Source organism: Rhizobium sp. SG570 (assembly GCF_012275345.1).
GTDB lineage: Bacteria > Pseudomonadota > Alphaproteobacteria > Rhizobiales > Rhizobiaceae > Rhizobium > Rhizobium lusitanum.
Genome location: NZ_JAAZQI010000005.1, coordinates 258,053 through 271,829, shown reverse-complemented (window position 1 = coordinate 271,829; position 13,777 = coordinate 258,053). Strand labels below are relative to the sequence as shown.

At 61.7% G+C, this 13,777-nt stretch carries 12 protein-coding genes; 7 read left to right on the top strand and 5 right to left on the bottom strand.

Annotated elements, in window-relative coordinates; all coding sequences use genetic code 11:
- Window positions 1–67 precede the first annotated feature (67 nt).
- Window positions 68–655: a transglycosylase SLT domain-containing protein gene (locus tag FHT28_RS13160; RefSeq protein ID WP_037195951.1), complete on the top strand. Its 588-nt coding sequence runs from the start codon at window positions 68–70 to the stop codon at window positions 653–655.
- A gap of 49 nt (window positions 656–704) precedes the next feature.
- Here the strand turns inward: FHT28_RS13160 and FHT28_RS13155 are convergent, their stop codons facing one another.
- The 4 genes from FHT28_RS13155 to FHT28_RS13140 all read right to left on the bottom strand — a co-directional run bounded on the left by FHT28_RS13155 (window position 705) and on the right by FHT28_RS13140 (window position 4,556).
- The gene (locus tag FHT28_RS13155) at window positions 705–1,967 is read right to left on the bottom strand and encodes a Gfo/Idh/MocA family oxidoreductase (RefSeq protein WP_168596471.1); all 1,263 of its coding nucleotides are present in this window, start codon (window positions 1,965–1,967) and stop codon (window positions 705–707) included.
- A 111-nt stretch (window positions 1,968–2,078) separates the two neighbouring features.
- Window positions 2,079–3,500, bottom strand: a complete 1,422-nt coding sequence (locus FHT28_RS13150; RefSeq protein ID WP_168596470.1) for a mandelate racemase — start codon at window positions 3,498–3,500, stop codon at window positions 2,079–2,081.
- Window positions 3,497–3,694 carry a hypothetical protein gene (locus FHT28_RS13145; RefSeq protein WP_168596469.1) on the bottom strand — a complete coding sequence of 66 codons (198 nt, stop codon included), beginning with the start codon at window positions 3,692–3,694 and terminating at the stop codon, window positions 3,497–3,499. The genes FHT28_RS13150 and FHT28_RS13145 overlap by 4 nt, the downstream gene beginning before the upstream one ends.
- Before the next feature lie 166 nt (window positions 3,695–3,860).
- A complete protein-coding gene (locus FHT28_RS13140; RefSeq protein WP_168596468.1) occupies window positions 3,861–4,556 on the bottom strand; it encodes a TetR/AcrR family transcriptional regulator in 696 nt (231 codons plus the stop codon).
- Window positions 4,557–4,737: 181 nt separating this feature from the next.
- Here FHT28_RS13140 and FHT28_RS13135 point away from each other — a divergent pair, with 181 nt between their 5' ends.
- The 6 genes from FHT28_RS13135 (at window position 4,738) to ugpC (ending at window position 11,175) form a co-directional block, all read left to right on the top strand.
- Entirely contained in the window at window positions 4,738–6,024 is a 1,287-nt protein-coding gene (locus tag FHT28_RS13135; protein WP_047553920.1) for an ABC transporter substrate-binding protein, read from the top strand.
- A 61-nt stretch (window positions 6,025–6,085) separates the two neighbouring features.
- Entirely contained in the window at window positions 6,086–6,997 is a 912-nt protein-coding gene (locus FHT28_RS13130; protein ID WP_063835585.1) for a sugar ABC transporter permease, read from the top strand.
- A 28-nt stretch (window positions 6,998–7,025) separates the two neighbouring features.
- Window positions 7,026–7,874: a carbohydrate ABC transporter permease gene (locus FHT28_RS13125; protein ID WP_210255748.1), complete on the top strand. Its 849-nt coding sequence runs from the start codon at window positions 7,026–7,028 to the stop codon at window positions 7,872–7,874.
- 73 nt (window positions 7,875–7,947) lie between these two features.
- Window positions 7,948–8,973, top strand: coding sequence for a Gfo/Idh/MocA family oxidoreductase (locus FHT28_RS13120; protein WP_037195923.1), 1,026 nt, complete (start codon window positions 7,948–7,950; stop codon window positions 8,971–8,973).
- A gap of 7 nt (window positions 8,974–8,980) precedes the next feature.
- Window positions 8,981–10,051 carry a Gfo/Idh/MocA family oxidoreductase gene (locus FHT28_RS13115; RefSeq protein ID WP_168596466.1) on the top strand — a complete coding sequence of 357 codons (1,071 nt, stop codon included), beginning with the start codon at window positions 8,981–8,983 and terminating at the stop codon, window positions 10,049–10,051.
- A 44-nt stretch (window positions 10,052–10,095) separates the two neighbouring features.
- Complete coding sequence (ugpC, locus tag FHT28_RS13110) at window positions 10,096–11,175, top strand: sn-glycerol-3-phosphate ABC transporter ATP-binding protein UgpC (RefSeq protein WP_037196172.1); 1,080 nt, start codon at window positions 10,096–10,098, stop codon at window positions 11,173–11,175.
- Window positions 11,176–11,248: 73 nt separating this feature from the next.
- On the opposite strand, the gene FHT28_RS13105 is transcribed toward ugpC, so the two are convergent.
- On the bottom strand, window positions 11,249–13,720 hold the full coding sequence (locus FHT28_RS13105) for a glycoside hydrolase family 2 protein (protein ID WP_037195918.1): 2,472 nt from the start codon (window positions 13,718–13,720) through the stop codon (window positions 11,249–11,251).
- Between the last annotated feature and the right edge of the window lie 57 nt (window positions 13,721–13,777).

Genomic DNA, 13,777 nt, shown 5'->3' with positions numbered 1-13,777 from the left:
GCACAGGCGAACAACCCGTTTTTAATTATTCCGCGCTAGCAATCTTCTTATCGAAGAGGTTCTAGTTATGCGTACCCGCGTGCTTTCCATTCTGGCTGTGTTGCTGCTCGGCGTGCTGGCGGGTTGCGCAACCGCACCCTCGCGCACCCGCAACATCTGCGCGATCTTCGACCAGCGGGACGGCTGGTTCAACAATTGGCAGCGGGCAGCCGAACGCACGGAGCGCAAATACGGCGTGCCGGTGCCGATCCTGATGGCGACGATTTACACCGAATCCGGCTTTCGGCCACGCGCCCGTCCGCCAAGGCGATACCTGCTCGGCTTCATTCCCTGGAAGCGTCCAACGACCGCCTACGGCTATTCGCAGGCCCTCGATGGCACCTGGGACAAATACAAGCGCGAGACGGGCAACTGGACCGCGAGCCGCACCAACTTCGCCGACGCCATCGATTTCGTCGGCTGGTATCACTACCAGACGCATCTGCAGACCGGCATTCCCCTGAACGATTCCTACGATCTCTATCTCGCCTACTACTCCGGCCCGAAGGGCTATCTGCAGGGGGCATGGCGCGGCAATTCCGCCGCACTGTCCGGCGCCAAGCGCTTCAACGGCATGACCAGGATCTACGCGCAGCAGCTGCCGAGCTGCAGCTGATCGCGCGGTCGACTTCGGAGCAATTTCCGCAATACACGTAGCTGCGGGCCTAAGGCCGCGGCTCCAACAGGTTCAAGCCGCCATCCTCGCCCCAGATGTCGGCGATCGATACCTGCTGGCCGGTGCGGCTGCTCTCCAGCGCCGCGATGCCGCAGAGAACCGACATCGCACCCGCGCGCGAACCGGCGCGTTGCTTGAGCTCGTCGTTCGGGCCGGAGCGCAGCAGCATGTTGCGCAGCCGGTCGTCGCCGCCATAGTGGCCGCCGGATGAATGCGGCACCCATATCCGCTCGACGTCGCCGAAATTCTTCATGACGACGATCTCATCCGCCGGTGGCGTCGTCCAGTGTTGCTTCTCATATTGCCGCAGCTCGATCCGGCCCTTCTGGCCGTTGAAGGCGATGTGATGCCCTTCGATCGGCATGTAGGTATTCAAGGAATAGGAAACGTTGACGCCGTTACGATAGCGGATCGAGGCGACCATCGTGTCCGGAATGTCGATATCCTCGCGGAAGACGCAGGCATCGCGCACGTAGCCGTCGACAGTGGACGGATCCTCATAGAGGCTTTCGAGCAGCGGTGTCGCGCCGATATCGAGATAATAGTCGCAGTCCTCCTTGTAGCGACAGTTACGACAGCGCTCGCCGCGGAACGGACCCTTGCGGCCGTAATGCTTGAGATCGGCAAAGGCTGCGACCGTTTCCGGATCGGAATCCAGATACCAGTTCAGCAGATCGAAATGGTGCGTCGCCTTGTGGACGAAGAGACTGCCGGAATTTTCGACGAATGCATGCCAGCGGCGGAAGTAGTCCGCACCATGGCTGGTGTCGAGATACCAATGGAAATCGACTGAGGTGACATCGCCGATAACGCCGGAATTGATCAGCTCCTTGATCTTTGCCGCCGTCGGCGCGAAGCGATAGTTGAAAGAGACATCCAGCCGTTTGCCGGTGCGCGCCTCGGCATTGAGAATGCGCTTGATCTTGTCGACCGTCGTCGTCATCGGCTTTTCGCTGATGACGTTGGCGCCGGATTCCATCGCCTTGACGATCAGATCGTCATGGCTGGAATCGCGGGTGCAGACGATGACGAGATCCGGTTTCTCGACCCGCAGCAGCTCATCGAAATCGGTATAAACAGGCACCGACGCGCCGATATAGTCGAGCGCCCGCTTGGCCCGCATGGCGTTGAGGTCGCAGACTGCAACGAGTTCGACCTCGTCGCTCCAGCGCTCGACCAGATCCCTGCCCCACATGGTCGCGCCGCGATTGCCGGTACCGACCAGAACGTAGCGTTTCTTCGATGACTGCATCTGCTCCTCCAGAATCTGTGATGGCGATGGTCAGGCTAGTCCGGGTTTGGCCGCACCTTACTGCCTGGGCGCTGCATCAAATACAAAGCGCGCCTGACCTTAAACAGAGTCCTATGTCAGCGATGCCTCCATCGCCGTCCAGTCCGGCTCCACGGACGAGCCAAGTCCGACAGCACCGATGACTGAACCGATGGCGACCTGACCGCTCTCGATCCGCAGCCGGGTCCGCCCGTTGCTCACACGATAGAGATCGGAATGGGCCCGGGCGAAAGCCGCCTGCTCGGCGTCCGGCGCGCCGGCCATGCCATCGACATAGTGATGGCCGTTGCGCTCGATATGCGTCATGCCGATCAGCGAAGCGAGCGCCAGGTCCTGCTGCACGGCAAGGCCGCCCTGCGTCGTCAGATCCTCCGCCGACATGAAATAGGGTATGCCATCCTCGGCACTCCATTTGGATACGCGTGCCCGGTTCAATAGCGAGCGATAGAAACCCTTGCAGGACTTCGAGGAAATGCCGGTATAGCCGAGCCCTCTGGCCGTCACGAAAGCATCGATATCGGCATCGGATTCATCGATCTCCACCGGCTTGAAGGCGGCAAGCGCCTTTACCGGCTTCTCAAAAGCGTGGGCGCGCGCGATCGGCTGCTCGACGAACAGGATCGAAGCGGCGAAACGCGCCAGCCTCGGCTCCTCCTTTATGCGGGCGAGCAGATCCGCAACCGCCTCGGCGGATGAAAACTGCTCATTGCCGTCGAGCGTCACCGAGTATGCAGGCACCTTGGCGTCGATGACAGCAGCAACACGGCAGAGGCGGTCGATATCGGCATCGGGAGCGCCCGACACCTTGACCTTGAAGAAGGTCAGGCCATAGGCGTCGATCGCCTCCTCGAAGCTCTCCGGCAGGCCGTCGTCCAGACGGTCATCTACCGGAATATCGCCCGGCACGATCGCATCGACCAGACCGACGGTGTGGCGGGCAGCGAGGCTTCCGGCGGGTTCCAATGTCGACAGGAAGCCGGAAAGATCGAAACCGGAAAGATCGTGCGCTGTCGAAGAGTCGATACCGGGCCGGTTCGCCCTGATCGCCTGCGCAACCGTCAGCCCTTCCAGCCGGCAGAGCGCATCGAGGATCGCCCTGTTGGCAAGCGCAAGACCGAAAGAGGCGACGAGGCCGTTCAGCTTTTCAGCCGCCGCCCGCGCATGATGGGTAGCCTCGACGGCGGCATGCAGCCCAAACGCCATTCCAAGGCCCGCGCCTCGCAGGGCATCGAGTGCCAGAGCCAGCGAACGGCGCAGCTGATTTTCATTGTCTGCATTGGAAAGCTCAGGCGATTTGTCGAACCATTTCGGCACCATCAGCTCGGCGGCCATCCCCCCAGCCGAACGGCCGCTCGCATCCTCGATGCGCACCCGCAGGAAAATCTGCCGCGCCTCCCGCAAGGTCGCAGCCCCGAAACGGAAGGGAAGCCGCAATTTGACCGGGCGCTCGAATGCCTCGGCCTCGACAAGCCTGATCTTCAATGACTCTGTCATAATGGTTGGGTGCTTCCTTCGAAGAAATCGATCGTCTGCGGCTGACCGGCACTCCAGACAGGCTTCGACGTGTTGGTCCGATGCTGTATCCAACAATGCATCAGGCTACCGAGCGCCTGAGCCGGCCCGAAGAGACTATCGAGCAGGTAGCGCCGGTGGCAAATCATATCGAGAATGATGCCAACGCCCTTCATGATGTCTCCTCCCTGCCCGATTCCCTCCAGAATCAGGAAAAGCAAATGCTTGGTCGCTCAAGCAATGTAACCATATGGTTACAAGATCGCGCGATCACTCCGGCCTTGTCAACCGCCTTTTGAAAATTTCTCTGAAGGCTGGAGAGCCATGGGCTCTCGGGATACGCTACGCTCGGATGGAAGCAAGGGTCACCTCTACGATATGTTCGCCCCAGGCATTGAGCGCGTCCGGGCTGGTCAACTTGCGCGCAAAAATCGTCGACAAGGTGTGACGGTTGGACAGGTAGAAGAAACCGAGTGCCGCGATCGTCAGATAGACGGATACGGGATCGACGGCGGACCGGAACACGCCGGCCGCCTCACCGCGGCGCAACACATCTGAAAGCTCATCGATGAAATGCGAATGCATCTCCAGCACCCTGTCCGATCGCTGCAGATAGTGTGCCTGATGCAGATTTTCGGTCACGAGCAGGCTTAGAAACTCGGGATGCGCGAGAAAATGCCGCCAGGTGAACAGCGCAAGTTCCCGCATTCCCTCTTCGGGGTCGCGGCGGGCGAGATCGAGATGCCTTTCGGCGTTGCGGATCGCCGCATAGGTCGCCTCCAGCACGGCGAGATAGAGCCCCTCCTTGTCGCCGAAATAGTGATAGAGCATCCGCTTGTTGGTCTGCGCCCGCGCCGCGATCGCATCCACCCGCGCGCCGCCGAAGCCATGCGCGGCAAACTCTTCCGTCGCAGCTTCCAGGATCGCGGCATGGGTCCGTTGCGGATTGCGCGACACTTTTTTCGACCGTGTTCGTACAGCCTCGCCGATCCCGGCTTGCGCTGACTTTTCAGTCTCTTGCCTCTCCCTGGCGGTCATGACTAACCTCCTCCCGCATCGATCTTTCCCGCGAGGGGCGCCACCGGCTCTCGCAGACGTCGTTTTGATTGTGACACGATTGACGCTTGACAGCGGTCGCATTTCTATCCAACTTGTAACCAAATAGTTATATCATGCAAAGCAGTTCGTAAATCATCGGTTTACTGGGGAGGAGACCAGGATGACTTTGACGATCGACCGCCGGCAACTCATTGCCGGCATGGCAGCTACGCTAGCTTTCAGCAGTATCGGACTTTCCCGCGCCCATGCGGCAACGGCGATGCGCCTTCTTTGGTGGGGATCGAAGGAGCGAAGCGATCGCACATTCGCAGCGGTCAAGGCCTATCAGGCCAAGAATGCCGATGTCACCATCGCCGGCGAGTCCTTCGGCTGGGACAGCTACTGGACGCGTCTCGCCACGCAGACGGGCGGCGGCAATGCGCCCGATCTCATCCAGATGGACTATCGCTATATCTTCGAATATGCCCGCCGCGGCGCGCTGCTAGACATGACGCCCTATCTCGGCAAGAGCCTCGCGATCGAGGATTTCGGCCCGGCCAATATCGATTCCGGCAAGGTCGACAACAAGATTTACGGCGTCAATCTCGGCGTCAATTCCTCGATGGTCGTCGTCAATGCGGCGGCCTGGACCGAAGCCGGCGTCGAGCCGCCGCATGACGGCATGACCTGGGAACAGCTCGGCGATGCCTGCGCCAAGGTGACATCAGCCAAGAAGCGCCGCGGCTTCTATGGCACTGCGGATGCGAGCGGCGGAGAGCCGGCCTTCGAATGCTGGCTGCGCCAGCGCGGCAAGGCGCTCTATACCGCCGACGGCAAGGTGGCCTTCGAGGCCAAGGATGCCACCGAATGGTTCGACTTCTGGGGACATATGCGCAAGATCGGCGCTTGCGTTCCGGCCGATGCACAGGCGCTCGACCAACAGACCCTCGAAACCGACATGCTCGTGACCAAGAAGGCAGCCGTCAGCTACGCCCATTCCAACCAGTTCGTCGCCATTCAGGGTCTGGTCAAGGAAAAGCTCAATATCGTTTCCTATCCGGTCCCCGGTGCTGACGGCAAACCCGGCCAGTATCTGAAGCCGTCGATGCTGATGTCGGTTTCGGCGACCTCTGCCAACAAGGACGCTGCCGTCGCTTTCGTCAATTACCTGGTGGAGGATCCGGAGGGCGCCAAGGCACTCGGCGTCGAGCGCGGCGTTCCGCCGTCGACAAAGATCCGCGATCTCCTGACCCCGGATCTCGATGCGACGAGCAAGCAGGTCGTCGACTATATCGGCCGACTGACGCCGCATGTCGGAGCGCTGCCGCCGTCTCCGCCGAACGGCGCCGGCGAGAATGCATTCCTGCTGAAAAAGATCGCCGAGGAAGTGGCCTTCGGCAAGACCAGCGCGCAGGACGCCGGGACGAAGTTCACCGAACAGGCAGCAGCAAACGTTACGCGAGGCTGATACCGTGGGTACAAACAGCAAGAGCGTTGCCGGCGGCTTGGCCGTCGGCGTGCGCGCGCCGATGCGCGTGGAAACCACCTACAAAGCGCCGAGCGCATTTTCGCGCAACGCGCCGGGCTATCTCTTTCTCCTGCCATGGTTCATCGGCTTCTTCGGACTGACCCTCGGACCGGCGATTGCGTCGCTCTACCTGTCCTTCACCGACTACAATCTGCTCCAGTCTCCGAACCTGGTCGGATGGGATAATTACGTGCGCATCGCCACGGCGGACGACAAGTTCCTGTCGTCGATGAAGGTGACGCTGTTCTACGTGGTCTGCTCCGTGCCGCTGAAGCTTGCCTTCGCGCTCTCGGTGGCGCTGCTGCTCAACCGCGGCATTCGAGGCCTTCCCGTCTATCGCGCCATCTTCTACCTGCCGTCGCTGCTCGGCTCCAGCGTCGCCATCGCCGTCCTGTGGCGGCAGATCTTCGATGCCGACGGCATCATCAACACCCTGCTCTGGTATGTCTTCGGCATCAACGGCCCGAGCTGGATCTCCAATCCGGACTATTCGCTCTATACCCTGATCATCCTGGCAATCTGGCAGTTCGGCTCGCCGATGATCATCTTCCTGGCGGGCCTCAGGCAGATCCCGACCGATCTCTATGAAGCCGCCAGCCTCGATGGCGCCTCCAAGAGGCGGATCTTCTTCAAGATCACCCTGCCACTACTCACGCCGGTGATCTTCTTCAATGCGGTGGTTCAGACCATCGACGCATTCAAGGCCTTCACGCCGGCCTATGTGATTTCCTCCGGCACCGGCGGCCCGATCGATTCGACACTGTTCTATACACTCTACCTCTATCAGGAAGCCTTCGGCTATTTCCGCATGGGCTATGCCGCCGCACTCGCCTGGATCCTGGTGATCATCATCGCGATCTTCACCACCTTCTCCTTCCTCTCCGCTCGTTATTGGGTTCATTACGATGACTGACGCGAAGCTCACCCATTTTGCCGAGGATATGAACCCGCCGCGCGAGCGTCCCTGGTTCGTCTCCGTCCTCATCCACATCGCCCTCGTCGCCGCGTCGATCGTGATGCTCTATCCGCTGCTGTGGATGCTTTCCGGCTCGATCAAGGACCAGAACGAGATCTTCGGCACGGCATCCTTGATCCCGTCACACTTCGACTTCAGCTCCTATACCCGCGGCTGGTTCGGCGGTCAGGTCACCTTCGGCACCTTCGTCTGGAATTCGGTTGTTATCGCCGTGCTCTCGGTCATCGGCAACGTGATCTCCTGCTCGCTGGCGGCCTATGCCTTCGCGCGGCTGGAATTCTGGGGCAAGAATTTCTGGTTCGCTTTGATGCTCGGCACGCTGATGCTGCCCTACCACGTCACGCTGATCCCGCAATATATCCTCTTCCTCAAGCTCGGCTGGGTGAAGACCATGCTGCCGCTGGTCGTGCCGAAATTTCTCGCTGTCGACGCCTTCTTCATCTTCCTGATGGTGCAGTTCTTCCGCGGCATCCCCCGCGAACTGGATGAGGCCGCCATGATGGACGGCTGCAGCCCGTGGCGCATCTACTGGCGCATCATGCTGCCGCTGTCGCTTCCCGTTCTGGCGACGGCCGCCATCTTCTCCTTCATCTGGACCTGGGACGATTTCTTCGGGCCGCTGATCTATCTCTCCGACATCAATACCTACACGGTACAGCTCGGCCTGCGCTCCTTCGTGGATTCCACAGGAAGTTCCGATTGGAGCAGCCTGTTTGCCATGTCGAGCCTGTCGTTGATCCCGGTCTTCCTGATCTTCCTCTTCTTCCAGAGGCTGCTGATCGACGGCATCGCGACCGCCGGCCTCAAACGCTGATTATGAACCTCGCAGCCCCGAATACCCAAGATTCGGGACGGCGAACCAACAAACCTACGAAAGGAAATGTCGCATGAGCGCGCTGCGCTTCGCCGCCATCGGCCTCAACCACGATCACATTTACGGCCAGGTCAACGTCATGCTGCGGGCCGGCGCGGAACTGGTCGCATTCCATGCCATCGAGGACGACCTTGCCGCCGTCTTCGCCGAGCGCTTTCCGCAGGCGAAACGCGTTGCCGACAGAAAAGAAATCCTGGAGGACCGCTCCATCGCGCTGATCGTCAGCGCGGCGATTTCCAGCGAACGGGCGGGCCTTGCCATCGAGGTCATGCGCCACGGCAAGGACGTGATGCTCGACAAGCCCGGCATGGTAACGCTGGATCAACTCGCCGAGGTGCGCAGGGTGCAGGCCGAAACCAAGCGCATCGTCTCCATTCTCTATTCCGAGCATTTCGAGACGGCATCGACCGTCAAGGCCGGCGAGCTGGTCAAGGCCGGCGCCATCGGCAAGGTCATCCACACGACGGGCCTTGGGCCGCACCGGCTACGCAAGCCGACCCGGCCGGAATGGTTCTTCGACCGCAAGCGCTACGGCGGCATCATCACCGACATCGCCTCGCATCAATGCGAGCAGTTCCTGTTCTTCGCCGGCTCGCTCGAGGCCGAGGTGTTGTCGGCAACCGTGTCCAACCGCGCCAATCCCGAGACGCCCGGGCTGCAGGACTATGGTGATGTCCACCTGCGCACGCCTGACGTGACGGGCTATGTCCGCGTCGACTGGTTTACGCCGGACGGCCTTTCCACCTGGGGCGACGGCCGCCTCTTCATCGTCGGCACCGAAGGCACGATCGAGCTGCGCAAATATATCGACGTTGCCGGCCGCCCCGGCACCGATCATCTCTTCCTCACCGACCGCAAGGGCATGCAGCATATCGACTGCGCCGGCCTTGATCTGCCCTACGGGCGGCAGTTTGTAGCCGACATCAGGGACCGCACCGAAACGGCGATGGGCCAGGACCATTGCTTCAAGGCCATGGAGCTGGCGCTGAAGGCGCAGGCGCTTGCCGAAGCAACATCGCTCAACAGCATCCAAAGGTAATCCGCATATGTCCGACATAAAGAAAGTCGCGATCATCGGTCTCGGTATCGGCCGCTCCCACATCGTCGAAGGCTATCTGCCTCATTCCGATCGCTTCGAAGTTGCCGTCCTCTGCGATCTCAACGAGGAGCGCCTGAACGCGGTCGGCGACGAATTCGGCATCGGCAAGCGCATCAAGGATTTCTCCGAAGTCCTTGATATGTCCGATATCGACATTATCGATATCTGCACGCCGCCCGGCTCGCATTTCGAGCTCATCATGCAGGCGCTCGCAGCCGGAAAACATGTGGTCTGCGAAAAGCCGCTTGTGGGATCGCTCGCCGATGTCGATGCCGTCATCGCCGCCGAGAAGACGGCCAAGGGCAAGCTGATGCCGATCTTCCAGTATCGCTACGGCGACGGCATCCAGAAGGCCAAGCGCATCGTCGACGCCGGCATCGCCGGCAAGGCCTATGTCGCCACCTCCGAAACCCATTGGGTGCGTGGCGCCGATTATTATGCCGTCCCCTGGCGCGGCAAATGGGCGACGGAGCTTGGCGGCGTGCTGATGACGCATTCCATCCATCTGCACGACATGCTGACCTATCTGATGGGACCGATCGCAGGCCTTTTCGGCCGCGTCGCGACGAGGGTCAACGACATCGAGGTCGAGGATTGCGCCAGCGCCAGCCTGCTGATGGAAAACGGCGCGCTCGCCACCATCAGCGCCACGCTCGGCTCGCAGGAGCAGATCAGCCGCCTGCGGCTTGCCTTCGAGAATGTGTTGATCGAAAGCAACCATGAGCCCTACAGCCCCGGCCAGGATCCCTGGAAGATCATCCCGGCCAATGACGAAATCGCCGCGAAGATCGATGCGCTGCTGACCGACTGGACGCCGATTCCCAACCGCTTCAACTCGCAGATGAAGCTGTTCCACGAGGCGCTAATGTCAGGTGGACCGCTGCCGGTGACGACAGCCGATGCCCGCCAGGCGCTGGAACTGGTCACGGCATTCTATGAATCATCGGAAACGCGCACCGAAGTCCGCTTTCCTGTCGGACCGGAAAGCGCAAAATACAAGAGCTGGAGGCCGTCATGAACGTTGCCCCGTCAGCCGTCAGGACGAACAAGGAGGAAGCGCCCATGGCGACAAGTGTCTCGCTGCAGAAGGTTATCAAGCGCTATGGCGAACTCCAGGTCGTCCACGGCATCGATCTGGAAATCGAACCGGGGGAATTTACCGTTTTCGTCGGCCCATCCGGCTGCGGCAAATCAACGCTTCTGCGCATGATTGCCGGGCTTGAGCCGATTTCCGGCGGTGGGCTTTATCTCGACGGCAGCCGCATGAACGATGTTCCCGCCTCCAAGCGCGGCATCGCCATGGTCTTCCAGTCCTATGCGCTCTATCCGCATATGTCGGTCTATAAAAACCTCGCCTTCGGCCTGGAAACGGCTGGCATGAAGAAGCAGGACATCCAGCCGCGCGTCGAAAAGGCCGCCGAGGTTCTGCAGATCACGCAGCTTCTCCAACGCAAGCCGAAACAGCTCTCCGGCGGCCAGCGCCAGCGCGTCGCCATCGGCCGCGCCATCGTGCGCGAACCCAATATCTTCCTCTTCGACGAACCGCTTTCGAACCTGGACGCCGAGCTGCGCGTCCAGATGCGCGTCGAGATCGCCCGCCTGCACCAGCGGCTCGGCAACACCATGATCTACGTCACGCACGACCAGACCGAGGCCATGACCATGGCCGACAAGATCGTCGTGCTCAACGGCGGCAAAATCGAGCAGGTCGGCGCACCGCTCGACCTCTACAACAAGCCGAAGAACAAGTTCGTGGCCGGCTTCATCGGCTCGCCGAAAATGAACTTCCTCGACGCCAAGATCGTCGCCTCCGACGATGGCTCCGCCGTCATCGACCTCCACGGCCAGACAGTTCGCCTGCCGCGCCGGCTGGGCGGCATCCGGCCCGGAGAGAACGTGACACTCGGCGCGCGCCCCGAACATCTGAACGTCGGCGATCGCGGTCTGGCGCTCGGCACCGCCGGCGTCGATCTCGTTGAGCATCTGGGCGGCCAGACGATCCTCTACGCCACGCTGCAAGGCGGCCAGACGCTGACGGTGGCATTGGAAGATCAGCAGGCCATCCGCGCCGGAGAAACGGTCAACATCCGCATCGATCCCGAACGCTGCCACCTGTTCGGACCGGATGGCGCAACGCTGTAAGGGAAGCTGATGCGCGCAGGGGTTATCCCGCCCGCCAGGGGCGAGATAGGGCTCCGCATTCGCCGCACCTTGGTCACACTTCGACGATTCGCCGGCTACCGACAGCGCGGATCTGACCCATCGGAACGGCGTCGGCCGGTATTCCTGCCCGCCGGTGAAGCCGAACACGCCGGCTGCCGTCCGGCGGGAGATGAAACCAGTCATCCTCAGCCCGGTAGGCCTCGAAATCGATCTGCACCGATTGCGCAAGCCGATCGCTGCGAAGATCCAGAAACCAATCCTCGCCCTCCTGCAGGACCGATGCTGCAATCTCGGCGTCGTGGAATGCGGCCGCCCTTCCGAGCGGGAAATGAAAGGCTTCCGCAATCAGCGCGCCGGTACCGGGTGCCGTCAGCCGCGCCACCGTCACATCATGCGACGGCGGGCCGAAGCGAAAGGCGTAGCTCGTGTCGAAAAAGGCGCCGAAGAGATCCGTGCAGGCAATCCTCTGCTTGGAGCGGGCTTCGACTACCAGTTCGCGGCTACCGCCCACCACCCTCTGACGGCCATCGCGTAGGCAGGAAACCTCGAGCGCGATATCAAGCGCCGCATCGCTCTCGTTGATCACATGCACATCAAGGCCGTTGGTGCCCTCGTCTGTCAACAGCACCTGCACAGGCCGGAAGGCGCGGCGCAATGCATACCATATCGGCTTGGGCTCGCCGGTCGAATCGATCACACCCCAGCCCGCGCCGGGCAGCAGGTCCTGCAGCGTCCAGACAAGCGCGCCGTTGCAACCCGAACCTTGTCGCCGCCATTCGGCATAGGTCTCTTCCGCGACCTCGCCGGTCACCGCGCGGGAAAGACCGAGATAGAGATCGGGGTCCTCCCGCCGCAATCGGTTGGGCTCGAAGCCGTAGAGTTCCTGAAGGTAATGATCGCGCACATCCTCGAAATCCCAGGATGCGCCGCGATCGCGTGGCACGCGCTCCTTCCATAGCGGGCTATGAACAGCCGGAACCGGCAGATGCCGGATGAGCGTGCGGGCCTGCGGCACATGCGCGAATGCCAGGCTCTCGGCCGCAAAGCGGACATCGGCGCGGCGCGCATCGGCAAGCGGCCGCATGTAGGCGCCGACGCCGTAGTAATGCGTCACGCCGGCATTCGGAGAAAACGGCATGGCGCCGCCGGACGGCGAGTTGACGACATAGGGCACATCGGGCCGAAGCGATTGTACGACCGGCGGGATGATGTCCTCGACAATCGGGCTTTTCCAGAACTGTTCGGGCAGGCCCATCATCGCCGCTTGCTGATGGATCTCGCTGCCGCCGCAAAGAACGGCAAGCGAAGGCGACAGGCGCGTACGGCCAAGAAGCTGCGCAACCTCCGCCTCGACATGGGCGTTGAAAGTCTTGTCGTTCTTCGGGTAGTCGAAATTGGCGAACATGAAATCCTGCCAGACCAGCAGGCCGAGTTCGTCGCAGAGGCGGAAGAAATCCGGCGCCTCATAGGCCATGGTGCCGCCGATGCGGATCATGTTCATGCCGGCCTGCGCCGCCAGCCGCAGCCAGGGTTCGTAATCCTCGCGGCCGCCGGGCAGGCGCACGATGTCGGCCGTCGTCCAGACCGCGCCGCGGCAGAAAATCCGCTCGCCGTTGATGACAACAGCAAAATCCTGCCCATCGGCGCCACGATCGACTGACAGCCGTCGAAAGCCGGTGTTTCCGAGGGGATATTCCGCACCGTCGATGACAAGCGCGACGTCATATAGGTATGGTGCGCCATGCGTATGCGGCCACCATGGCTCCACACCGGGAATTTTCAGGATGGCGTTGTAGCGGCCGGGACTGTCCAGCTCGAAAGCCTGCTCGACCTCACCGCAGCGCAGGACGATCTCCCCGGCATCGCCCTCGATCGAAAGCGATGCATAGAGCCGGCCTTCGCCATCATCGAGCAAGTCCGGCCGCAGGGAGAGATCGCGGACGACAGGCGCGCTCGGGCGCAGAAGGGAAACCGGTCGCCATGGGCCAACGGCATGGATCTCCGGACACCAGCCGGGCATGTGGCCGAGCAATGTCGTGCGCACGAAGCGGAGGCCCTGCGGCGTGATCATCTGCGGCCGCCAGCGGGCGCGGGGACCCTGCTCCGAAAGCCTTGGCCCCAGAGCGCGGAAGCACAGCGCCAGCTCGTCGCCGCCGAGCAGGCTCACGGCGATATCATGGGCTTCGAACATGCTTTCGGAGACGAGGATTTTCTGACCGTTGAGGAAGACCTCGCAGAGTGTCGCCAGCCCTTCCAGCCGCAGCACCGCATCGCCGGCATCCACATCCACCATGCGACAAATATACCAGGCATCCCGGTCGTTGAGGATGTGAGGTTTCGCGCGGTCGAAGAGCCCGGCCTTTTCCAGCGCCTCGGCCACGGTGCCCGGCACCGGCGCGGGGATCAAGCCGGCCGAAAAGGGCACGTCGGAAGGCAAGGCACAGGTGCCCGCATCCGTCAGGACCAGATTCCATCCTTCGCTCAGCCGCATTCCGCCGCCGATATCAGCCAAGCGCCCGCCCATGACATCTTTCCGGGGGATTTCCCCGCCCCACATCTATCCCGAAATCGCCGAGCCGTT

Excerpts from the sequence above, each read along its gene's own strand:
- FHT28_RS13160 (WP_037195951.1), top strand. The coding sequence starts at position 68 with ATGCGTACCCGCGTGCTTTCCATTCTGGCTGTGTTGCTGCTCGGCGTG.
- FHT28_RS13155 (WP_168596471.1), bottom strand. The coding sequence starts at position 1,967 with ATGCAGTCATCGAAGAAACGCTACGTTCTGGTCGGTACCGGCAATCGC.
- FHT28_RS13150 (WP_168596470.1), bottom strand. The coding sequence starts at position 3,500 with ATGACAGAGTCATTGAAGATCAGGCTTGTCGAGGCCGAGGCATTCGAG.
- FHT28_RS13145 (WP_168596469.1), bottom strand. The coding sequence starts at position 3,694 with ATGAAGGGCGTTGGCATCATTCTCGATATGATTTGCCACCGGCGCTAC.
- FHT28_RS13140 (WP_168596468.1), bottom strand. The coding sequence starts at position 4,556 with ATGACCGCCAGGGAGAGGCAAGAGACTGAAAAGTCAGCGCAAGCCGGG.
- FHT28_RS13135 (WP_047553920.1), top strand. The coding sequence starts at position 4,738 with ATGACTTTGACGATCGACCGCCGGCAACTCATTGCCGGCATGGCAGCT.
- FHT28_RS13130 (WP_063835585.1), top strand. The coding sequence starts at position 6,086 with ATGCGCGTGGAAACCACCTACAAAGCGCCGAGCGCATTTTCGCGCAAC.
- FHT28_RS13125 (WP_210255748.1), top strand. The coding sequence starts at position 7,026 with ATGAACCCGCCGCGCGAGCGTCCCTGGTTCGTCTCCGTCCTCATCCAC.
- FHT28_RS13120 (WP_037195923.1), top strand. The coding sequence starts at position 7,948 with ATGAGCGCGCTGCGCTTCGCCGCCATCGGCCTCAACCACGATCACATT.
- FHT28_RS13115 (WP_168596466.1), top strand. The coding sequence starts at position 8,981 with ATGTCCGACATAAAGAAAGTCGCGATCATCGGTCTCGGTATCGGCCGC.
- ugpC (WP_037196172.1), top strand. The coding sequence starts at position 10,096 with ATGGCGACAAGTGTCTCGCTGCAGAAGGTTATCAAGCGCTATGGCGAA.
- FHT28_RS13105 (WP_037195918.1), bottom strand. The coding sequence starts at position 13,720 with ATGGGCGGGCGCTTGGCTGATATCGGCGGCGGAATGCGGCTGAGCGAA.